Source organism: Aeromonas sp. QDB62 (assembly GCF_027705695.1).
In the GTDB taxonomy this organism is placed as follows: Bacteria; Pseudomonadota; Gammaproteobacteria; order Enterobacterales; family Aeromonadaceae; genus Aeromonas; species Aeromonas allosaccharophila.
This window is the reverse complement of record NZ_JAPDCD010000030.1, coordinates 32,654-54,547: the sequence shown is the minus strand read 5'-3', so window position 1 is coordinate 54,547 and position 21,894 is coordinate 32,654. Positions and strand designations below refer to the sequence as shown.

The 21,894-nt window shown below is 56.9% G+C and carries 19 protein-coding genes and 1 riboswitch; of the genes, 3 read left to right on the top strand and 16 right to left on the bottom strand.

Translation table 11 applies throughout. The annotated features are described in order from the left end of the window. Positions 1-90 precede the first annotated feature (90 nt). The 3 genes from OKC27_RS15385 to OKC27_RS15375 all read right to left on the bottom strand — a co-directional run bounded on the left by OKC27_RS15385 (position 91) and on the right by OKC27_RS15375 (position 3,799). The gene (locus tag OKC27_RS15385; RefSeq protein ID WP_182939321.1) at positions 91-1,125 is read right to left on the bottom strand and encodes a sensor histidine kinase; all 1,035 of its coding nucleotides are present in this window, start codon (positions 1,123-1,125) and stop codon (positions 91-93) included. Between the two features lie 106 nt (positions 1,126-1,231). Beyond that, positions 1,232-2,653 (bottom strand): sigma-54 dependent transcriptional regulator, encoded by a 1,422-nt coding sequence (locus tag OKC27_RS15380; RefSeq protein ID WP_182939320.1) that lies wholly within the window; start codon positions 2,651-2,653, stop codon positions 1,232-1,234. A 267-nt stretch (positions 2,654-2,920) separates the two neighbouring features. Further along, entirely contained in the window at positions 2,921-3,799 is an 879-nt protein-coding gene (locus OKC27_RS15375) for a DUF2726 domain-containing protein (RefSeq protein ID WP_182939319.1), read from the bottom strand. Positions 3,800-3,996: 197 nt separating this feature from the next. Between OKC27_RS15375 and OKC27_RS15370 the strand changes: the two genes are divergently transcribed. The 3 genes from OKC27_RS15370 (at position 3,997) to ppx (ending at position 8,136) form a co-directional block, all read left to right on the top strand. Next, positions 3,997-4,512 carry a glycine cleavage system protein R gene (locus OKC27_RS15370; RefSeq protein WP_033138700.1) on the top strand — a complete coding sequence of 172 codons (516 nt, stop codon included), beginning with the start codon at positions 3,997-3,999 and terminating at the stop codon, positions 4,510-4,512. Between the two features lie 74 nt (positions 4,513-4,586). Continuing rightward, the gene (gene ppk1, locus OKC27_RS15365; protein WP_111806616.1) at positions 4,587-6,656 is read left to right on the top strand and encodes a polyphosphate kinase 1; all 2,070 of its coding nucleotides are present in this window, start codon (positions 4,587-4,589) and stop codon (positions 6,654-6,656) included. Continuing rightward, positions 6,646-8,136: an exopolyphosphatase gene (ppx, locus tag OKC27_RS15360; RefSeq protein WP_042057403.1), complete on the top strand. Its 1,491-nt coding sequence runs from the start codon at positions 6,646-6,648 to the stop codon at positions 8,134-8,136. Before ppk1 ends, ppx begins: the two co-directional genes overlap by 11 nt. A gap of 60 nt (positions 8,137-8,196) precedes the next feature. On the opposite strand, the gene mgtE is transcribed toward ppx, so the two are convergent. From mgtE to OKC27_RS15295, 13 genes are all read right to left on the bottom strand, one after another. Next, positions 8,197-9,540 carry a magnesium transporter gene (mgtE, locus tag OKC27_RS15355; protein WP_058053728.1) on the bottom strand — a complete coding sequence of 448 codons (1,344 nt, stop codon included), beginning with the start codon at positions 9,538-9,540 and terminating at the stop codon, positions 8,197-8,199. Between the two features lie 122 nt (positions 9,541-9,662). Beyond that, positions 9,663-9,832: riboswitch (M-box (ykoK) riboswitch) on the bottom strand. A 179-nt stretch (positions 9,833-10,011) separates the two neighbouring features. Further along, positions 10,012-11,220, bottom strand: coding sequence for a flagellar hook-associated protein FlgL (gene flgL / locus OKC27_RS15350; RefSeq protein WP_182939317.1), 1,209 nt, complete (start codon positions 11,218-11,220; stop codon positions 10,012-10,014). A 4-nt stretch (positions 11,221-11,224) separates the two neighbouring features. Beyond that, positions 11,225-13,225, bottom strand: coding sequence for a FlgK family flagellar hook-associated protein (locus OKC27_RS15345; RefSeq protein WP_182939316.1), 2,001 nt, complete (start codon positions 13,223-13,225; stop codon positions 11,225-11,227). A gap of 3 nt (positions 13,226-13,228) precedes the next feature. After that, on the bottom strand, positions 13,229-14,302 hold the full coding sequence (flgJ, locus tag OKC27_RS15340; protein ID WP_182939315.1) for a flagellar assembly peptidoglycan hydrolase FlgJ: 1,074 nt from the start codon (positions 14,300-14,302) through the stop codon (positions 13,229-13,231). 43 nt (positions 14,303-14,345) lie between these two features. Further along, positions 14,346-15,443: a flagellar basal body P-ring protein FlgI gene (locus tag OKC27_RS15335; protein ID WP_111806608.1), complete on the bottom strand. Its 1,098-nt coding sequence runs from the start codon at positions 15,441-15,443 to the stop codon at positions 14,346-14,348. 8 nt (positions 15,444-15,451) lie between these two features. After that, positions 15,452-16,123 (bottom strand): flagellar basal body L-ring protein FlgH, encoded by a 672-nt coding sequence (gene flgH, locus OKC27_RS15330; RefSeq protein WP_270806434.1) that lies wholly within the window; start codon positions 16,121-16,123, stop codon positions 15,452-15,454. 14 nt (positions 16,124-16,137) lie between these two features. Beyond that, positions 16,138-16,926: a flagellar basal-body rod protein FlgG gene (gene flgG, locus OKC27_RS15325; protein WP_042657135.1), complete on the bottom strand. Its 789-nt coding sequence runs from the start codon at positions 16,924-16,926 to the stop codon at positions 16,138-16,140. Between the two features lie 14 nt (positions 16,927-16,940). Next, a complete protein-coding gene (gene flgF / locus OKC27_RS15320) occupies positions 16,941-17,687 on the bottom strand; it encodes a flagellar basal-body rod protein FlgF (protein ID WP_042012589.1) in 747 nt (248 codons plus the stop codon). A gap of 144 nt (positions 17,688-17,831) precedes the next feature. Further along, positions 17,832-19,187: a flagellar hook protein FlgE gene (flgE, locus tag OKC27_RS15315; protein WP_182939314.1), complete on the bottom strand. Its 1,356-nt coding sequence runs from the start codon at positions 19,185-19,187 to the stop codon at positions 17,832-17,834. A gap of 10 nt (positions 19,188-19,197) precedes the next feature. Next, positions 19,198-19,938 (bottom strand): flagellar hook assembly protein FlgD, encoded by a 741-nt coding sequence (locus tag OKC27_RS15310; protein ID WP_058053724.1) that lies wholly within the window; start codon positions 19,936-19,938, stop codon positions 19,198-19,200. Positions 19,939-19,953: 15 nt separating this feature from the next. Then, positions 19,954-20,373 carry a flagellar basal body rod protein FlgC gene (gene flgC, locus OKC27_RS15305; RefSeq protein ID WP_005350658.1) on the bottom strand — a complete coding sequence of 140 codons (420 nt, stop codon included), beginning with the start codon at positions 20,371-20,373 and terminating at the stop codon, positions 19,954-19,956. Beyond that, on the bottom strand, positions 20,373-20,771 hold the full coding sequence (flgB, locus tag OKC27_RS15300) for a flagellar basal body rod protein FlgB (protein WP_005334169.1): 399 nt from the start codon (positions 20,769-20,771) through the stop codon (positions 20,373-20,375). Before flgB ends, flgC begins: the two co-directional genes overlap by 1 nt. A gap of 284 nt (positions 20,772-21,055) precedes the next feature. Continuing rightward, on the bottom strand, positions 21,056-21,880 hold the full coding sequence (locus tag OKC27_RS15295; protein ID WP_042657132.1) for a CheR family methyltransferase: 825 nt from the start codon (positions 21,878-21,880) through the stop codon (positions 21,056-21,058). Positions 21,881-21,894 lie beyond the last annotated feature (14 nt).

The following is a 21,894-nucleotide window of genomic DNA, read 5'->3' as shown; positions in this document are numbered from 1 at the left end:
CTACACCTCCCACAGCCAACAGCTCTAGCTCATCGACATTAATCGCCAACGGCCAGCTGGCCCCGGCTAACAACCTGGATCCGATATGGGTCATGCTACACCTCCAAGCTGCACCGGTTGCTGATGCAGGGGGAACGACAGAGTAAAGCAGGTGCCTTCACCGGGAACCGAGGCCACACCGACCTCCCCCTGATGGGCACGCACTACAGATTGCACCACCGCCAGCCCCAGGCCAGTGCCCTGGGAGCGAGTGGTAAAGAAGGGTTCGAATACCTGACCGAGCTGATGGGAAGGGATCCCCTTGCCATTATCGATGACTCGCATCTCCACCCGGGCACCGCAGCGCACCGCGCTGACCAGCAGCGAGGTGGCCCCTGCCTGCTGGGCATTGGCAATCAGGTTGTTGATGGCCCCCGCCAGCGCACTGCTGTTGGCCAGCAGACAGAGATCGGGCTCCGGCGCCTCCATGTGCAGCTCGCAGCCCTGCTGCTGGCAGAAAGCCTCGGCACCAGCCTGCACTTCGGCCAGCAACCCTTGTACCGAGATGGGGGTGACCACCTGATTGTCGCCATTGCGGGCGAACAGCAGGATGTCGTTGATCTGCTTCTCCAGATCCTGCAACCGGGCCATCAGTTTTTGCTGAAACTGAGTGCGGGATTCCGGCTTGAGGGTGCGGTTGGCCAAATTGGCGGCATAGAGCATGGCGGCGGAGAGCGGCGTGCGGATCTGGTGGGCGAGCGAGGCCGCCATATTGCCCAGCGCCGACAGCCGCTTCATATGGTTGATGCGGTCTTGCAGCTTGCGGGTTTCGGTCAGGTCGTTGATAAAGACCAGCTGGCCGGGCTGATCCGGCAGCGGCTGGGTCGAGAGCTGCACCCTGCGCCCGTCGCGCAGGGAGATCTCGTGGCCATCATCCTCGCGCGGCTCGAAGCAGCGGGCAATGATGTGGCGCCAGAGCTCCCCTTCCAGCGGCTCCCCCAGCAGGGAGATGGCCGCCGGATTCGCGCGGGTGACCACCCCAGCCCCATCAAGCAGCAACACCCCGGTGGGGAGCGCCTTGAAGATGGCATAGAGCTGGCTCACTTCGTGGGACTGGAGTGGCATGTCCTGCTGCTGGATTGTCATAAACCTGACCTCAAACTGGCTATTGGGTCAGGTTATTCAATTTCCATGCCACTAAATTATGTGAATTAAAACAATGAATTGTGTGCTGGCGTCAAGGCTTTGACCCTTAGACGTCCTTGCTCATCCCGTACTTTTTCATCTTCTCCACCAAAGTGGTACGGCGCATGCCGAGCAGATCGGCGGCACGGGCCACCACCCCGTCCTGAGACTCCAGCGCCTGACGGATCAGCTCCACTTCAAGGTCGGCCAGCATCTCTTTGAGGTTGACCCCCTCCTCCGGCAACTGCATGGTGCGGGCCGAAGCGAGGGAGTGATCCAGCTCGGGCGGGTCCTGAAACACCGCTGCCAGCGCATCGCGCTCATCCATCTCGGTCAACCGCTCATCCCGCGGCTCGCTCGGCAACAGGCGATAACGGCTCGGCAGATCGGCCACATCGACGATCTGGTGCGGGTAGAGGATCAGCAGCCGCTCCAGCAGGTTGGAGAGCTCGCGCACGTTGCCGGGCCAGGGGTACTGCATCAGCGACTCCAGCGCCCGCTGGGTCAGCCGGATAAAGCCGTGGTGCTGCTCGGCATGGCGGTTGAGCAGCTCCTGCAGCAGCAGCGGAATGTCGTCGATGCGATCTCGCAGCGGCGGCGTCTCAATGGGGAAGACGTTGAGGCGGTAGTAGAGATCTTCACGGAAACCCTGAGTGCGGATCATCGCCTCCAGATCCCGGTGGGTAGCCGCAATGATGCGCACATCGGCCTGAATGGGCTTGCCGCCACCGACCCGGTCGAACAACCGCTCCTGCAATACCCGCAGCAGTTTGACCTGCATCGGCATTGGCATGTCGCCGATCTCGTCGAGGAACAGGGTGCCCCCCTGCGCCAGCTCGAAGCGACCGCGACGGGCCGCGATGGCGCCGGTAAACGCCCCCTTCTCGTGACCAAACAGTTCGCTCTCCAGCAATTCGGCCGGAATGGCGCCGCAGTTGATGGGCACGAAGGGGCCACTGCTGCGGGAAGAGAGTTCGTGGATAGCGCGAGCCACCACCTCTTTACCGGTGCCGGACTCGCCGAGGATCAGCACGTTGGCGTCGGTCTCGGCCACCTGGCTGATGAGGCGGCGCACCTCCTGGATCCCCTTCCCCTTGCCCACCAGCAAGCGCAGCAGGGCCTGACCCTTGTCATGGGTCTGCTGACGGGGATGCAAGGAGACAAACGCCTGACAGAAGTGCAGATGACGGGTGAGGGATTCATAGGTAAAGGGCGAGAGCACGACCCCGATGAAGTTGCTGTTGGGCAGATCGGCCTCAACCAGCGAGAGGAATGGGGTGCGAGGGAAGGCAGCCAGCAGCTCTGACAAGGGACGGTCGATCAGTTCACCCACCAGCACCCCTTGCAGCGGACCGGAGGATTCGATAGCCACATCCAGATCGCCTTGCGCCACCTCTTGCCACGGGATCCCCATAAACGAGAGCACGGTTCCCAACTGTTGGCGCCGCTGCGCATCGGCATCAACAATCAACACGCCCATCTCCACCATATCCATTCCTCGCGATGTCCTGATCTAACTTATTGTTTTATTTGGTCATAAAACGCGGTTGGGCGACGTCATGACCGGCACAAAGTGCCAAAATTCCGACACATTGTCAAAAATTGTCGTATTCAGGCTAAGTGTATCGACAGAAACGGGAGATTAGATAAATTTTGCCGAGGAATTTTCTGCATGCAGCGCCGCCCATAAACGCCGCCCATCGCACAAAGAAAACTGCCCTCGTCAGAGGGCAGCATGCGACACGGTGAGGGGCACTCAGTGGTGGTTATGGTGGTGCGGCGCCGCGTAACGACACTCGGGAAAACGGCTGCAGGCCAGAAAGAGTCGACCGGCGTGGGGGCCTTTTTTCGCCTCCCGCTCCACCAGCGGCGCATCGCAGCGGGGACAGTGGTGTACCTCGCGCTCCTCGTCATCCTCCACGTCGGCGAACAGGCCATCGACCAGCTCACCCTCACTCTGTGGCATCTCCACCATCCCCCTGGAGTGGATGGCAGGCTCGTGGAACGACGCGGGCGAGATGGCCTCGGCATGGGCAGTACGGCCACGCATCCCGGCACCGACATCCACGCCGTCCAGCAGCAGAGGGTTGAACGTCGGCTCGCGACGCGCCCCGTGCGGCAGATCCTCTGCCAGCGGTTCGCTGGTTTTGACCAGCAGCGGCAGGATCTGTTCGCGCAGCTCTTCCACCAGATAGCTGGCACTTGCCGGGATCTGCAGCAACGGCAGACAGGCGCTGTCGCAGGCGGTTTTCAGAAAGAGATCCCGCGCCTTGCGCTTCTGGTGACGGTGAGAGCTGTCATCAAGCTCGATGGCACAGATAAAGGAGAGATCCGCGGGGTGGCAAAGCAGATAGTCGAAATGCTTGGCGCTGATCTTGTTGAAGTGCTGCTGCCATTTGCTTTTGCCGATCCCGGCCTGCGGCGTCAGCACATCGGCCACCCGCACTTTGGCAAAGACCCGGGCCTTGTCACCCACCGCCAGATCCAGCACCCCGAGGAACGATCGCTCGGCGGGACTGAACAGGGTCTCCTGCACATCATAGGGCAGGCGCTTTTGCTGTCTGCCTCTGCTCCAGAAGATCGCCAGCACAAGCAGCGCCAGCAACAGCAATCCCGATACGACAAGGGTATTCATGAGAGCACGATCCAGTTCACAACACGAAAGGGGAACCACTTTACCACAGCCGCCACGGCGCAAGGCAGCAGACAAGCGTATGGAAAGTGTAAAAGTCCCGTCTTTTTATCTATTTGCCCGCAGGCGGGGGTTCATATGACCAGCCACAGCAGGCACAATGGGGATCGAGCCAGAGTTCCAATTTCAAGGAGAGCAGGATGCAAAAGCAATTGGTGGTCACCGTGATCGGTGCAGACAAACCCGGGATCGTCGAGAGTCTGGCGGCCGTCATCAGCCGCGAGCAGGGCAACTGGCTGGGCAGTGCCATGAGCGAACTGGCGGGCCAGTTTGCCGGTATCCTCCATGTCTCCGTGCCCGATGAGCACTATCGCAGCCTGTGTGAAGCGCTGGCCCTGCTGCCGGGTCTGACCATCAGTTTTGCCGAAGGCACCCCCACCGCCGAACCGGCCCATCAGGTAATGATGACGGTGACCGGCAACGACCGTCCCGGTATCGTCCACGAAGTGGCCAGCATCCTGCGCCAGCTCGAGATCAACGTGGCCGATCTCACCACCGGCTGTGAACCGGCCCCCCACTCCGGCGCCCCGCTCTTCTATGCCCACGCGCTGGTTGCCCTGCCCGACGGGCTCGCCATGGATGACCTGATCACCGCGCTGGAGTCCCTCTCCGACGATCTGGTGGTCGACATCGACGAGGCGTTCAGCGAGCAGTAACCATCTTGTCATTTATTTGTCATATATTAACGCCATAACTGCCGCGCAGACGCGACCTGAAACAGAGGCACAACATGAGCACCGACAAGCTGTATGAAGAGAAAGAGCTGAGCTGGCTCTCATTCAATGAACGGGTGTTGCAAGAGGCAATGGACAAGACGGTGCCCCTCATCGAGCGGGTCCGTTTTCTGGGGATCTTCTCTTCCAACCAGGATGAGTTTTTCAAGGTGCGGGTGTCGGACGTCAAGCGCCGCATTCTGATCAACGAAGTACATGGCGGCGACGATGAAGCCAAGGTGCTGCTACGCGCCATCCAGCAGAAGGTGATGGCGCTTGGTGAGGCGTTCGACAACACCTACAAGGAGTTGTTGATTGCGCTGGCCCGCCACAACATCTTCCTGGTCAACGAGAACCAGCTTTCCGAGGCGATCCAGAAGTGGTTGCGGGTCTTCTTCAAGGAGAAGGTGCTGCGCCACATCATCCCGATCCTGCTCAACAAGGAGGTCAATCCGGTCAAGTTCCTCAAGGATGAGTACACCTATCTGGCCGTCGAGATGAAGAAGAACGGTCAGGTGATCCAGTACGCCCTGGTGGAAGTGCCGACCGATGACCTGCCCCGCTTCTTCCAGTTACCGCCGGAAGGCACCCGCCGCAAGAAGCAGATCATCATTCTGGATAACGTTATCCGCTTCTGTCTCGACGAGATTTTCAAGGGCTTCTTCGACTACGACGAGATTGCCGCCTATGCGGTGAAGCTGACCCGGGATGCCGAATACGGACTCTCCGACCAGCTGGACTTGAGTCTGCTGGACAAGATGAGTGACGGCTTGAAGCAGCGTCTCACCGCCATGCCGGTGCGCTTCGTCTACGAGCGGGAGATGCCCGCCGCCATGATAAGCTTCCTGAAACTCAAGCTGCAGATCAGCAGCTACGACGCCATCATGCCGGGCGGGCGCTACCACAACTTCAAGGATTTCATCGGCTTCCCCAACGTGGGCCGTGACTATCTGGAAAACCCCAAGCTGCCGGCGCTGGATTGCCGCGATTTTGACGGCTTCGTCAACGCCTTCGATGCCATCACCAAGCAGGATATTCTGCTCTACTACCCGTACCACAAGTTCCACCACTTCACCGAGCTGGTGCGCCAGGCGGCGTTCGATCCGGCGGTCAGCGCCATTCGCATCAACATCTACCGGGTCGCCAAGAAGTCGCGGATCATCCACTCCCTCATCGATGCCGCTAACAACGGCAAGAAGGTGACCGTGGTGGTCGAACTGCGCGCCCGTTTCGATGAAGCGGCCAACATCGACTGGGCCAACATCCTCACCGATGCCGGAGTCAAGGTGGTGTTCGGGGTGCCGAGCCTCAAGATCCACTCCAAGCTCTGCCTCATCACCCGCCACGAAAATGGCGAGCCGGTACGCTACGCCCATATCGGGACAGGCAACTTCAACGAAAAAACCGCCAAGATCTACACCGACTTCTCGCTGTTGACCCGCAATCCGGATATCACCGCCGAAGTAGAGGGAGTGTTCGAATACATCGAATATCCGTATCGGCGCTACAAGTTCAACCACCTGCTGGTCTCCCCCATCAACAGCCGCCGTCAGCTCTATCGTCTCATCGATAACGAGCTATCCAACGCCAAGGCGGGCCAGCCGAGCGGCATCATCCTCAAGATCAACAATCTGGTGGACAAGGATCTCATCAACCGCCTCTATGCCGCCGGTCAGGCGGGGGTGCCAATCCAGATGATCATCCGTGGCATGTGCGCCCTGCGTCCGGGCGTACCAGGCCTCAGTGACAACATCAAGGTGATCAGCATCATCGACCGCTTCCTTGAACATCCGCGGGTGATGGTGTTCCACAACAAGGGCAACCCCCAGCTCTATATCTCCAGCGCCGACTGGATGAGCCGCAATATCGACGGCCGGATCGAGGTGGGTACGCCCATTTATGATGAGCGGCTCAAGCAGCGCATCATGGATATTCTCGAGCTACAACTGAGTGATACCTGCAAGGCACGGGTGATCGATGCCGACCAGAAGAACGAATATGTGAAGCGGGGAAACCGCCGCAAGATCCGCTCTCAGGTCGCGATTTACGACTATCTCAAACGTATCGAGTCAAACAATGGACAATAGTCTCTATGCTGCCGTGGATCTCGGCTCCAACAGTTTTCACATGGTGATCGCCCACCTGAGCGAAGGACGTTTTCGCATCGTCGATCGCATCAAGGAGCGGGTGCGTCTGGCCGAAGGGATGGATGAGCAGAAACGAATGAGCCCGGAGGCGATGGAACGCGGCCTCGCCTGCCTGTCACTGTTTGCCGAGCGACTCACCAATATCAAGCCGGACCAGATCCGCATCGCCGGCACCTACACATTGCGCCGTGCCAGCAATGCCCGCGAATTCGTCAGTGAAGCGGCCAAGGTGCTCAACCACCCCATCGAGATCATCAGCGGGCAGGAGGAGGCGCGCCTTATCTATCAGGGGGTCGCCCATACCCAGCATATCGAGGGTCAGGTGCTGGTAGTGGATATCGGCGGCGGCAGCACAGAACTCATCATCGGCGAAGGGTTTGATCACAAGGCCCTCACCAGCCGCAAGATGGGGTGTGTCAGCTTTACCCAGAGCTTCTTTGCCAGCGGCAAGCTGAGCGAGAAAAACTTCAGCAATGCGGTGCTGGAGGCCCAGCACCAGCTCGCCCCCATCATCAACCAGTATCGCAAGCTGGGCTGGCAGAGCTGCCTTGGCAGCTCCGGTTCCATTCGTACCGTGCGCGATGTATTGCAGGGCGAGGGCTGGACCGATGGCAGCATCACCCTCGCGGGCTTGGAACATCTCAAGGCCGTCATGATTGAGCGCAAGCGGGTCGATAACCTCAAGCTGGCGGGGCTCACCGAAGAGCGCCTGGAGGTGTTTGCCGCCGCGGTCGCCATCCTGCTCGGACTGTTTACCTCGCTGCCCATCGAGCGACTGGACTACTCTGACGGTGCACTGCGCGAAGGGCTCCTTTACGAGTTCGAGGAGCGCTTGCAGCACCACGATATCCGCGAGCGTACCGCACAGGCGCTGGGCACCCACTACCGGATGGATCGCAAACAAGCCGCCCGGGTGGAGCAGAGCGTGTTGACCCTGTTCGATGCCTTGCAAGAGCCGTGGCAGATGGAAATAGAGCCCTATCGCGCCATCCTCGGCTGGGCAGCGCGGCTGCACGAAATTGGCCTTGCCATCAACTACAGCGGCATCCATCGCCACTCCGCCTATATCCTGCAACACACCGACCTGCCCGGCTTCAACCAGGACGATCAGGCCCTGCTGGCCGCGCTGGTGCGCTTTCAGCGCAAGGGGCTCAAGCTCTCCGAGCTGCCGCCCCTGCCCAACCACGACCTGCAAACGGTGCTGCGCTGCATCCGCATTCTGCGCCTCGCGGTGGCCGCCCACCACAAGCGCCAGGACAACCTGCTGCCGGAGTGGAAAGTCGCAGTGCAAGGCGATCAGCTGGTCGTGACCCTGCCGATCGACTGGTGCGAGGATAACCGTCTCTTGATGCAGAATCTGGAGAAGGAGCATCGTTATTGCCAGGAGCAGGGCTGGCCACTGTTGTTCCAGCTCGGCTAAACCGGAAAGATAAATGCAAAAGGCAGCCCACTGGCTGCCTTTTGCATATCAATCTGCCCGTTACTGCAACTCGGGCAACAACCACTTGGCCATCTCGAAGTAGATGATAAGGCCGGTACCATCCACCAGCGTCGCGATGAACGGCGCAGAGACCACCGCCGGATCGATGCGGAAACGGCGCAGCACCATGGGAATAATGGACGCGACCGTGGCACTCCAGAGCACGATGGCGATGATGGTAAAGGTCACCACCATACCGATCTGGGGGCCGACGCCGAGGCTCCATGCCCGGATCCAGGCCGCAACCGCAATGGCCGCAGAGATAAGCAGACCGGTAGAGAGCTCCTTTTTCAGCACGGTGCCGAGATTGCGCAGACTCACCTCTCCGACCGCCATGGCACGAACTATGGTGGTGGTGATCTGGGTGCCACTATTACCACCGGTACCGATCAGCAAGGGGATAAAGAACGCCAGCGCGATGGCAGCCTCCAGCTGCTCCTCGAATGCCCGCAGCACGGTGCCGGTGTAGGCTTCCGCTACAAACAGGATCAGCAGCCAGCCCACCCGCTTGCGCCACAGCTGCCAGGGCGTCGCCTGCAGGTAAGGGGTATCGAGCGGCGATGAGCCACCCTGCATCTCGGCATCCTCGGTGGATTCGAGCTCCAGAATATCCGCTGCATCGTCGACATGGAAAATACCGACCAGTCGCCCCTGATCCTCGACCGGCAGGACCGACAGATCGCGGTCGATTAGCAGGCGAGCTGCCAACTCCTGATCCGCCCGGGCGTTGATCCGCACCGTCTCCCGATCCATCAGACTTGCCACGCTGGCCAGCGGATCGGCGATCAGCAGGGTCTTGAGAGAGAGGCTCCCTTGCAGGCGGCCATCCCCGTTGACCACATAGATATGGCGAAACAGCTGGGCATTGTCCCAGGCATCGTGGATCAGCTGTTTGGCGTGACCGACCGTGTCCTCCTCCCGCACCGCCAGATATTCGTGGCGCATGTTGGCTCCCACCGACTCGGTGGGCCAATCCAGCAGGGAGTAGTACATGGCCTGAGCCTGGGTCGGGAAACGGGCCAGCAACATGGTGCGATCCTGACGACTCAATTTGCGCAGGATGGCCACCATCTCGCGACGGGGAATGGCCTCCTGCAACACGCTGACAATGCTGCCATGCAGCCGCTGCAACAGGCGACCGGCACTCTCGGCAGAGAGTGAGCCAAGCAGCTCTGCACCTTGCGGGGCAGGTAGCGTATCAAAGACACAGTTGAGCTCTTCTGGCCGCAGGGTCAGCAGTTGATCGGCGCGCTGAACCGGATCCAGATTGGACTCCAGCCAGCCCTGCAGGGCAGCCAGATCGAGCAGTTGGTGACGGTTAAGAATGGTATGTGTTTTCTTCATCACAGATGTCCTCATGTGATTTCAGGCAAGCCTGAACGCCTCCGGAAATGGCCGGATGCAACGATAAGAAAACAGCAATTTGATTGACGAGTAATAGGCAGGAAATGACGCCGTTCGGCGTGTCATCATCCCCACGTACCAGCTTTAGCACTGTATAACGTATCCGGCATGCCGGAAGCCACTTGGGTTTACACCTTAATCCGATGAAAACTGTCCTGATCTTGGGCGTCTCTGGACGTCGTGAGATCAGTGGCCTGTGTTTATACAGGAGCCTCGCCTAACGAGATGCTGCAAATAATACGCACAACCCTCTGTTGTGCGGGCGGCATGATTATCCAATACCGCAGGGAGGTCAACCCCGCAGCAACCATTAAATGGGGGATGGCAACAGCTTGTTACAATTGGCAGGAAATAACGCGAAACCGGTTTGCAGAGCAGCGATAACAGAAAAGGCCCCAAAGGGCCCCTTCATTAGCGGATATAGTCAAATAGCGTCAGACGACTTATCTTGCTGAAAGAGAGTTGCGAAGCACTCAATGCCGCATCCTCTTTGGAGAGCGTCGAAATAACCTCATAGAGATCCGCTTCCGACACCTTGGCTCTCGCCTCTGAGTTGAGGGTGCTGAGCCCTTCATTGGAGCCCATAACCTGCTCCAGACTGTTCATCCGGCCACCCAGCTCACCCAATCCATGATCGATATTCAGGCGGGCATTTTTCATATGGACGGTGGCATCGGCTATTTTCTGCTCGAACGTCTCGGCAGAGATAGTGGGATCGCGCAGAGCCGTAATAAAATCCGACATACCGTTCAATATATTGTCATTTTTCGGTGGATTGAGGTCAAACTGCTGAGCCGCGCCACCGGCTGGCAGATCAATGGTCAACTCCAGACCATTGAAAGGGATCTTGGTACCGGCAGTATAGTTACCCGTTTGCAGGGTATTGCCACCGCTATCCTTGATATCATAGGTATCCGGTGGACCGATTGTCGTTGATACGGTATAGGTGTTGCTGGGCAGTGCCGAGTTGTAATTGGATTTGAAAAAATTATCAAAATTACCCTGATCGCCGATCCCGACCTTGATATTCGCGGTGGTGGCACTGGCGGTTCTTCGGGTCGCCACAATTTCAAACAGATCCTGTCCCGAATCATTGGCAGCAATTTGCACTGTGGGTGATACCTGAATATTTCGCTGGCCAGGATCGCCCTGATAAATATATTTTCCGTTGGCGTCTTTGATATAAGGCTGGGTCTTGCTCTGATTGCCGCCAAAGATGAATTCACCCGAGGAATTCTTGCTATTCATCAGGTCGAACATCTGCTGCTGCAACCCTTCCAATTCGCTGGCAATAGCCTTGCGATCATCGTCACTGACCGCGCCATTATTGGATTTCTGAATCAGGGTCTGGGCACTGAGCATCGCCGTATTGAGAGAATCCAATACCGTCTCTTCATGTCCCAGGCTGTTTTCCAGCAAGCTGCCATTGACCCCATACTGCTTGAACAGGTCGATCTCCTTGGTCAACGCCATCTTCTGGCTCATCCCCGCAGGATCTTCGCCGGCAGTCTGAAATTTATTACCGGTTTGCAGCTGCTGATACGCCTTGTCTAACCGCTCATTGGCACTGTTGAGGGAATAGATATTCCGGTCATAGATCATGTTGGTGGTGATGCGCATGACGTTACCTCACGGACGAGAGCAGAGTATCAAAAATGGTTTTGGCCGTGCTGACCACCTGAGCAGAAGCAGCATAGGATTGCTGAAAGCGGATCAGATTGGCTGCCTCCTCCTCCAGATTGACCCCTGACACGCTTTCAAAGATACCGGTACTCTGGATAAGCTTGGACTCATTGGCCTTGAGCAAGGTTTTTGCCTGACTGGTATTGTTACCGACTTCCATCACCAACCCGGAATAGGCCTGATTAAAGGTCATCTTGTCGTTGGTAGTCCCACCATTGGTGCTCTTGCGCACCAGATCCTTGTTTTGCAATTCGGCCAATGCCAGACCATTGCTGTTATCGGCAAAGCCATTGCTGTTGTAACTGAGCTTGAAGCTATCGTTAGCATTCACCGTTCCGGTGATACTGAACTCGTAGCCAGGGATCTTTTGGGGATTAGAGTAGACAGGCCCAATGGCAGGTGGAGGGAGTTGCAAGGCGGCCATCAAATTTTGGCCCTTGCTGGCTGCTGGTGCTACTCCCATCAACGTACCCACTTGGTCATAGACCTCGTAGTCGCCGCTGTTGTTTATTTTGACCACCTGAGGTGCCGCGGGATCAAGCGTATTGGTGCCAAAGCCAGATCCCGCCCCTGTATTGAACACCCCCCCCAGCTTGATATCAGCACTGCCGATGTTATTGGTCGTCTTCTCGGCTTTCAGCGGAGAAGCCAGAGCAAGATCTTCCGGCCGGGTGATCAGCTGGCCAAGGCCCGCCGCAGCACTCTTGGTAGGTTGCAACAACAATTTGTCACCCGCAGCCGGAGTACCGGTGAGGTCGATTGAAATACCGTGACCGGTGAGTTCAAACGTTACAGGAGGGGTGGTGCCAGTCGCTACAGAGGTGCGATTGCCCGACTTGTCCAGCGAGAACACCTCATAACCGGTTGCGCTGCTAAAGCGCACTTCGTAATCAAATGGCGTGACTGACGTCCCCTTGCCCGGCACGAAGCTGACATTTGCCCCGACCGTCCCGGTATTACTGCCGTATGGCAATCCCTTGCTGGTCGGCAGGGTGAAGATATCGCCGCCAATCTCGTTATCCAGATCCATCCCTAGGCGGTTCTGCTGGTTCAAGGCATCAGTCATCGCCACGGCCAACTGCCCCAGCTCGCGCTTGGTGGGCTCGAGGTCGGTACGAGCCTTGAACAGCCCGCCCATGGCCCCACCAAATGTATCGTGATCGATGGTTGCCTGATTATCCCCCAGAGTCAGTTGCAGCTCCTGATCCCGGGAGTCAGGATCCCCGGCAATCAGCTTGAACTGGGCGACGCCCCCATCGAGGATCAACGAATGGCCAGTGCTCATATTGACCAGCATGCTGCCGTTGGATTGGGCAACGGTGCGAATGTCCATCTTCTCAGACAGTTGGCGGATCGCCTCATCCCGCTGATCAAACAGCATCAGGTTCTCTTCGGGTGAGCCCTGGGTGCGGATAATGGCCTGGTTGAGATCATTGATGCTGGTGAGCAGGCTGTTGACCTGCTTGGTTTCATCTTCGATGCGTGTGTTGAGAGTATCGCTCTGCTTGTCGAGCTGCGCCGAGAGGGTATGGAAGCGGTTGACCATACCGCTCAACTCCGTCATCGCCACCTTGCGACCACCGATCTCGGCGGGCGATTCATTGGCAGAGTGAAATGATTTGAAATAGGAGGTAATGGCCGCCCCCACACTGTTGCTGGTATCCCCCAGCAAGCTGTCAACACCCGCAAGTTGTTCGTAATGGGTCACAGAGGCGTGATAGGCGGAGGTATCCCGGCGCACCTCCCCCTGCATATAGTCGTTGATCACCCGCTGGGTCTTGATATCACCGGTACCAAGCCCGATGGAATTGGTAAACACCAGCGTACGCTCACGCACATAGCCCTGGCTATTGACGTTCACTATGTTGTTACTGGTGGTCTGCAGCAGGCGTTGCTGCGCCAGCACGCCCAATGAACCAATCCCAAGCAGGTCGCTTGCCATATGTTACAGCTCCATCTCGTTGTATTGGGCAATGGCATCACTGCGCAATACCTGTTTCAGTTTTCTGGCGTAGTGCGGGTCGGTGGCATAACCCGCCTGTTGCAGCGCCTCGAAGTAGCGGTCCGGGCTATCCACCTTCGCCAGGGCCCCCTTGTAGCGAGAGCCGGAGGTGAGGAAGTCCACGTAGTCATTGAAGCTCTCTTCAAACGACTCATAGGAGCGAAATGCCGCTTTCTGACGGGAGGCAACGCCTTGCTCATACTCCAGCGTGCTGACCACCGCCTTGGGCCCTTCCCAGCGCGGATCTGCCTTGATGCCAAACAGGTTATGGGTCACCTGCCCCTCGCCATCCTTGATCACCCGCTTGCCCCAACCGCTCTCCAGTGCCGCCTGAGCGACCAGTACCGCCGGGCTTAGCCCCAGCTTGTCGGCCGCTTTTTTGGCCAGCGGCATCAGGCGATTGACGAACTCTTCCGGCGTATCGAACTCCTTGCCCCCACTCCCGCTGGCACTGCCCTCTTCGCTGACAACCTGCCCCATGGGCGGTATGCTGCGGTGTGGTCGATGGGGCATCGTGAGCCCGTGGCTCTCCTTGGCCCCCTCCGCCATCTCTTTCTCAGCAAAATCTTTGCCAACTTTTGATACAGCGATCAAATCGTCGGCCGCCGCCGTGGGTGGCTGATAGGGTTTGTAGGTCCGTTCGGTACGCTGCGGCATCTTGAGCACCCGCCCATCCTGATGGGTAAAGGTCTCGGGAGAGAGCTGCTTGACCACCATGTCAGCCAGTCCCAGCCCCCCCTTGCTCGACATGTCGGCAACCCGCTGCTCATCCAGCATCCCTTCATAGAACTGGGTATAGCTGCTGTTCATCGGGTTGTCCTGAGTCAACACCCCGTTGGCCTGACGCATGCTCTGAAACAGCATCTGGGTAAAGATTGACTCGAACTGGCGCGATGCACTCTTGAGCGCTTCGGCCTGCCCTTCTTTGCTTTGGCTCATCTGGCGCAGACGGTCCAGGTTCTTGATGTCCTGTACCATCCCAAGATTCATGCCGCTGTTGGTGTCAAACTCCGCCATTTTGCTTACCTCATTGCCACCCGTGGCAACCACTTGCCGCTTGTTACAATATGACCAGTTGCCCCTCGATGGCGCCTGCCTGCTGCAGCGCCTCGAGGATGGCCATCAAATCACCGGGGGCGACCCCGACCTGATTGACCGCGCGGACCAGATCGTCCAGGGTCGCACCGGTATCAAACTTGAACATCCGCCCCGGTTCTTGCTGGACATTGATGGTCGAGTTGTTGGTCACCACCGTCTCTCCCCCCGATAGCGGGTTGGGCTGGGAGACCTGCTTATTCTCGGCGATGGTCACCGTCAGCCCGCCGTGGCTGATGGCCGCCGGTTTGAGCTTGACCTGACTGCCGATAACGATGGTGCCGGTACGGGAGTTGACGATAATTTTGGCCGCCTCATTGGCCGGATCCACCTCCAGATTCTCGATGGTGGCGAGATAGGAGACGCGCTGACCCGGATCCCGCGGAGCATAGACCTTGACCGATGTGGCATCGAGCGCCTGAGCGGTATTGGGCCCCACCAGATCGTTGACCACATCGGCCAGCCGGCGCGCAGTGGTAAAGTCGGGCCGGTTAAGGTTGAAAGTGATGGTGTCCCCCTGACTGAAGGAGTTGGGCACCTCCCGCTCCACGGTGGCACCGTTGGCAATCCGCCCGACGGTCGGGGTATTGACCACCACCTTGGAGCCATCAGCCCCCTCGGCCCCCAGACCACCGACCACCAGACTGCCCTGCGCGACTGCATAAACCCGACCATCCAACCCTTTCAGGAAGCTTTGCAGCAGGGTACCGCCGCGCAGGCTCTTGGCCTCGCCGATGGCAGAAACCGTGACATCAATGGTCTGGCCCGGTTTGGAGAAGGGTGGCAAGTCGGCATGGATCGCCACCGGCGCCACATCCTTTATCTTGGGCTTGATGTTATCCGGCACCTTGATGCCAAAGTTGTTGAGCATGGTGCGGAAAGTCTGCTCGGTGAAGGCGTTGTTCTTCTCGCCAGTACCGGGCAGCCCCACCACCAGGCCGTAACCAATCAGCTGGTTGTTGCGCACCCCTTCAACCGAGCTGATGTCCTTGATCCGGGCAGCGTTAGCCATGCCCAGAGGGAGCAAACAGCAAAGCAGAGTGACAAGACGGAGTGACTTCATAACATCTCCTAGAGCGGCCACCAGGGGCCATTGAAAAAGCTGGTCAGCCACCCTTGCTCCTGGCTATTGGCCAGATCGCCGGTACCACCGTAGTAAATGCGGGCATTGGCCACCTTCTGGGACGAGACGCTGTTGTCAGACGTCACATCCCCCGGGCGAATAAGGCCGGTGATCCGGATATATTCATTGCCATTGTTGAGCATGATCCACTTCTCGCCGCGCACCACCAGATTGCCGTTGGGCAGAACCTTGGCCACGCTGACCGAAATATTGCCCTGCAGGCTGTTGCTCTGATCCGCCTTAGCCTGGCCCTTGAACGCGCTGTCTTGAGCAATGGAAGCCGAGAGATCATAGGGGCTGGCGGTCACGGGCACGCCACCCAACTTGACCGGGTCCAGATTGAACTTGTTATCCTTGCCACTCTGGGTATTGGCTTTTTTCGAGGCCGAGGTCGATTCCGCCAACTCGATGGTGATGATGTCACCCACCTTGTGCGCCTTGATATCCGAATAGATGCCATTGACCTGATCCGGTTGGAAAATCGCCCCTGTCGGCCGCACCGAGACCGGCTCCGACTCCCCATAAACGGGGGAAAACTCGGGATCATCAGGCTTGGGTGTATTGGGAGTACTGCTACACCCTCCCAGCACCAGCAATCCCAGCATCCATACGGCTTTCATCATGCGCCTCCTAATTAGGTACGCTGGATCAGGAAGGACATCATGCCGTCCACAGCGGAGAGCACCTTGGAATTCATCTCGTAGACCCGTTGAGCCTGAATGAGGTTCACCAACTCTTCGGTCACGTTAACGTTGGAGGTCTCCAGCATCCCCTGCTTGACCACCCCCAGACCATCGGCACCGGCGTTGCCCTGAATGGCGGCACCGCTGGACTGGGTCTCGACGAACATGTTCTCTCCCATCGGCTGCAAGCCGCTGGCGTTGACAAAGTCTGACAAGGTGATCTGCCCGACCACCTGAGATGCGCCATCGCCCTTGAGCTGCACCGAGACCTGGCCATCTTCGCCCACCGTGACGCTCTGGGCGTTTTCCGGGATCTGGATTTCCGGTTGCAGGGTGTAACCGTTGCCCGGCGTCACTATGGTCCCTTCATCGTTGAGGGTGAACTGACCGTTACGGGTATAGGCTGCACTGCCATCCGGCAGCTGAATTTCAAAGTAACCACGGCCACTGATCATCAAATCCAGCGAGTTGTCGGTGGTTTGCACGTTGCCCTGGCTGTGGTTTTTCTGGGTCGCGACCACCTTGGCACCCGCACCCAGCATCAAGCCGGAGGGGAGCTCGGTATCGGCAGAGGAGCGGCCACCGGGCTGGTTGATGTTTTGATAAAGCAGATCTTCAAAGATGGCCCGTGACTTTTTGAAGCCCACGGTGCTGGCGTTCGCCAAGTTGTTCGAGGTGACCGAAATATTGGTCTGCTGTGCATCCAACCCGGTCTTGCTGATCCAGAGTGCGGGATTCATAGGTAACTCCTTGATTAGCTGATTCGCAGCAGTTGGGTTTGAGCTTCATCATTTTCTTCGGCCGTCTTCATTATTTTGACCTGGGTTTCGAACTGACGTTGCAGCCGGATCAGGTTGGTCATCTCATCCACCACATTGACGTTGCTCCCCTCAAGGGAGCCGGCAATCAGGCCGACATTGGCCGAGGCGGCTTCATTCTGGCCATCCTTGCGGCGAAACAGACCATCTTGCCCCTTCTCCACCGCATCGGCGGCCGGGTTGACCAGCTTGATCCGCTGGAAATCTTCCGGCAAGTTGGCGGCAGCCCCTTCCGGTCGACCACTGATGGTGCCATCCCGATTGATCTCGAGTTTCTCCATCGGCATCGGCAGCACGATAGGCTGACCCCCGTCGTCCACCACATTCAGGCCGGTCGAGGTTTGCAAGTTGCCAGTCGCATTGACCTGCAAATTCCCCATGCGGGTATAGGCTTCACCGCCCTTGGGATCCTGCACGGCAATCCAGCCCGGACCATCCACCGCCACGTCCAGATCCCGTCCGGTGGTCATCAGCATGCCATGCTGCAGGTTCTGACCCGGACGCTCTGCCATGGCAAACACCCGGCTTGGCAAGCCTTCACCGAACGCCTGCATGCTCCTGGCCTGCTCGAAATCGGACTTGAAGCCGGTGGTATTGGCATTGGCGAGGTTGTTGCCCCGAACAGCCAGGCTGTTCATGGTCTCTTTGGCCCCGGACATGGCGATGTAAAGCAGGTGATCCATGGAATTCTCCGTCAAACAGATGACTCTGACAGGAGAAATGCAATTAGAGTGCCAACAGCAGAAATATGGGGGGGATAAGGAGGATGGGAATACGACAGAAACAGAGAGGGGCAAAGCCCCCTCTCATGATCATGGATTGCGCGATTAACGGATCTGCAGGATGGTCTGCTGCAGCGAACTGTTGACCTCCAGCGAACGGGAGTTGGCCTGGAAGTTACGCTGGGCAGTGATCAGATCAACCAGTTCGGAAGTCAAATCCACGTTGGACTGCTCTAGCGCCGATGACTTGATGGTGCCAAACGTGCCCGAGTTGGGTGTCCCCGGCAAAGCATCGCCAGAGAGCAGAGATTGTCGCCAGGAGGTATCGCCAACCTGAGTCAGCCCTTGCGAGTTGGCAAACTTGGCCATGGCAACCATCGCCACCTTGATGGTGGTAGCGTTACTGTAAGTTGCAGACACAATGCCATCCGGGGTGATCTCCACCTTGGTCAAACGGCCGACAGTAGAACCATCCTGTGTCAATTTGCTGACCTCAAAAGGTGAAGCATATTGAGTCACCGAATCAAGACTGATATCAATCTGCTGAGTCGGGTCGGCACCATTAGTAATAATGCCCGCACCAGTTGCACCGACAGTCCCAAGTGGTTCAGTTTTGAGCGTAGTAGGGATCATTCCCGTCATTTTACCATCAGACCCAAAGGTAATTTGGGCTGCTTTGGGTGCTGGGTTCAGGCCAGCAGCCATCGTCGGGGCGGTTCCATTGTCGATATCAATAGGCTTGTCACCCTGATAAAGATACATGCGCCAAGCAGGTGGGTCTGCTGGTTTGGTCGGATCAACGGTATCCGCATCCCTGACAAAATATTGAGTAATAGTATGAGGTTCTCCCAAAGAATCATAAATAACCACAGAGGTGGATGACGAATACGTTTTTGAATCTTTTGGATCAAATGTTGAAGGATTGAATGATTGCGGTTTGGTTGTTGAAGTTGAAGGTAAGTTGAAACTTGCTTCTATTTTAGTCGTCTTCACCGGTTCACCTGCACGATCCGGAATCTGGATCGGCTTGGTTGCATTGATACTAACTGCTTTCGGGCTACCATCAGTATTAATTTCATAACCTTGCAGATAATGCCCCTGATTGTTGACCATATAGCTGTTTTCATTGAGCTTGAAGGCACCGGCACGGGTGTAGGTGCGATCCAGGTTGGTCAGACCGTCAGAGGTCACAAAGAAGCCATTACCCTGAATCGCCAGGTCCAGTGCGTTATTGGTGAATTGCAGCGCCCCCTGATGGAACTGCTGGGCAACCGCGCCGGTTGCCACACCGTTACCGACCTGGGTCTTGGCATTGACAAAGATGGAGTTGGCGTAGACATCCGCAAACTCGGCACGGGACTCTTTAAAGCCCATGGTGTTAACGTTGGCAATGTTGTTGGCGGTGACGTTCAAGTCTTTTTGTGCCGCGTTGACACCGCTCAAGGCATTGTTAAATGACATATCCAGCTCCTTAGATCGATGCTGTCGACGTGGTTTTTGACGGTGTAACCGTCGGATTTGAATTGCTTCCTGAAATCTGCAGAATATCTTGCAAAAACGCGCTACCAAGGCCTCTCAAATTGAGGCGAGTAGGATTAGCAGCATTACCCAAGGCAACACTGTCCACCTTGGCATAGGCATATGCACCAATACTTTCAGACTTGCCATCGAGAGTGCCGCTGGCTTTGATGACATATTTTCCTGCGGCAACCCGTTTACCAGCCTTGTCTGTACCATCCCAAGCCACTTCAACGTTACCTTTTTGGTCTCCTTCCAGAGGAAACTCTTTGATAACTTGGCCCTTTTCATCTTCGATGGTAACTTTGATATTCGCGTATTTATTGGTAGTGCCAACAGCTACTACACCGGAAAATCCCCCCTCCTTGTCTAAATAACTCATATTGCTGTTCAGCAATACATTTTGACCAACCAAGGAGGATGCTTGCAGAGCCTGGCTGGATATCATCTGGTCATTAAGCTTGCCCATCTGGGTAGACAGACTACTGATCCCCTCCGACGTAGACATGGAGGCCATCTGGGAAAGCATCTGGGCATTGTCGACCGGCTTGAAGGGATCCTGATATGACAGCTGCATGGTCAGCAGTTTCATAAATGAAGCCTGATCCAGCTCTTTCTTCGGCGCCGTTGTGGTGCCTGTCGTCTGGGTCGTGGTACGGCTGATACCGTTCACATTATTGGTTGTATCGACCATGCTGCATCCCTCCTATCAGGACTTGCCAAGCTGGAGCGTCTGCTGCAGCATCTTCTTGGCCGAATCTGCAACTTGGACATTGGTCTGGTAACTGCGCGAGGCGTTGATCATGTCGGCCATCTCTTCAACCATGTTGACGTTCGGCTTGAAGATGAAGCCGTCTTTGTCCGCCATCGGGTGGTTGGGGTTGTACTCTTTAAGCAGTGGCGCCTTGCTCTCGACAATCCCCTTCACCTCAACCCCGACCGAGCCCTGCTTGTCAGACATCGCCTGATCGAGCTGGGCGGCAAAGACTGGCCGCCTGGCGTGGTAAGTATTTTCCACACTGGAGCTGACGCTGTCCGCGTTGGCCATATTGCTGGCAACCGTGTTGAGCCGCACCGACTGTGCGCTCATAGCCGAGCCTGCTATGTCGAAGACCTTGAACAAACTCATCACTGCTCTCCTTTCAGGGCCTTCAGCAGGCCACTGATCTTGCTATTCATAAATTCAAGGGAGGTTTGATACTCGAGGCTATTGCGCAGAAACTCGCTGCGCTCCTGCTGCACATCGACCGTATTGCCGTCACCGGTATCCGGTTGCAGCGGGTTGCGATATTGCACGGTACCCGGAGCGTCCATATTCAAGGCAAAATGCTTTTCGCTGGTCGTTGCCAGACCAAAACCCTGATGCGACTGGGCCTCCTGCAACGCCTGCGCGAAGTTGATATCTCTGGCTTTGAAACCCGGGGTATCCGCGTTGGCAATATTGCTGGACAGCACTTCAGCACGCTTGGCGCGAACGCTTATCGTGTGTTGATGAACACCGAATGCCTTGTCAAATGAAAGAGCCATAGCACACCTCCTGCTTGGTATATTTTGTTTGCAAGAGGTGTGCCATAAGCGAATCACTCAACTCGATGATCTGGGGATGAGTACATTGCAGACCAGAAACCACGGGAGTATCTCGTTCCCGCAGCCAGCTAACGTCTGGCTACCTCAGGTTGTTAACCATCTTGGCAGTGGTTGGAAATGGCTGGCAAATAGAGACATTGAGCTGTAGAGAAAGAAAGAGGGAAGCTAATCGCTTCCCTCTTTACATGAACTGGCAAGAACCCAGAATATCAAGGCTATCAGGCCTATTTGACCTTGTAGACTATCCCCGGATTACAGCGGATCATCTCGAACCGGTCGGTCAATCCGGCCAGTGATTCCGACGCCCCCAACATCAAATATCCACCAGGATTGAGGCTGGCAGCAAACTGGTTGAGGATCTTCGATTTCACTTCCGGCGCAAAATAGATGAGCACGTTACGGCAAAAAATGATGTCAAACTTGCCGAGCAGGCTGTAACTTTCCAGCAAATTGATCGGCCGGAAGGTGGTCAATTTTCTGACTCGCTCCACTACCCGCATCTTGTTGTCGCCGTAAGGCTCAAAAAACATCTTCTTGCGCTCGGGTGACAACCCGCGAGCCAGTGCAAGACTGTCATAAATGCCTTCCTTGCACTGGTTTAGCATAGTCGTCGAAATATCCGTTCCGACAATCTGGACGCCACCGGGCAAGGTGCCCGGCTTTTTCATCTGTTGCTCCAGCGCCGTCATGGCGATGGAGTAGGGCTCCTGACCTGACGACGATGCCGCAGACCAGATCTTGATGGGGCGGCCGCTTTTCCCCAATTCCGGGAAAATCTTGTCGGTAAGCAGTTGAAACGGATAGGTATCACGAAACCAGAGGGTCTCGTTGGTTGTCATGGCATCCACCACGGCCATTTTCAGGTCACGCTCTCGCACACTCATTGCACGGGTAACCAGATCAGACAGACTCTCGATGCCAAACTGAGCCATCAACGGTGAAAGACGGCTCTTCACCAGATACTGTTTGTTATCACCCAGCACGATCCCGCTCTGAACCGCCAGAAAGTTGCTGAACTGTTTGTATAAGTCGTCCGAAAGTGTCTTCATGCAGCTGTTCTTCT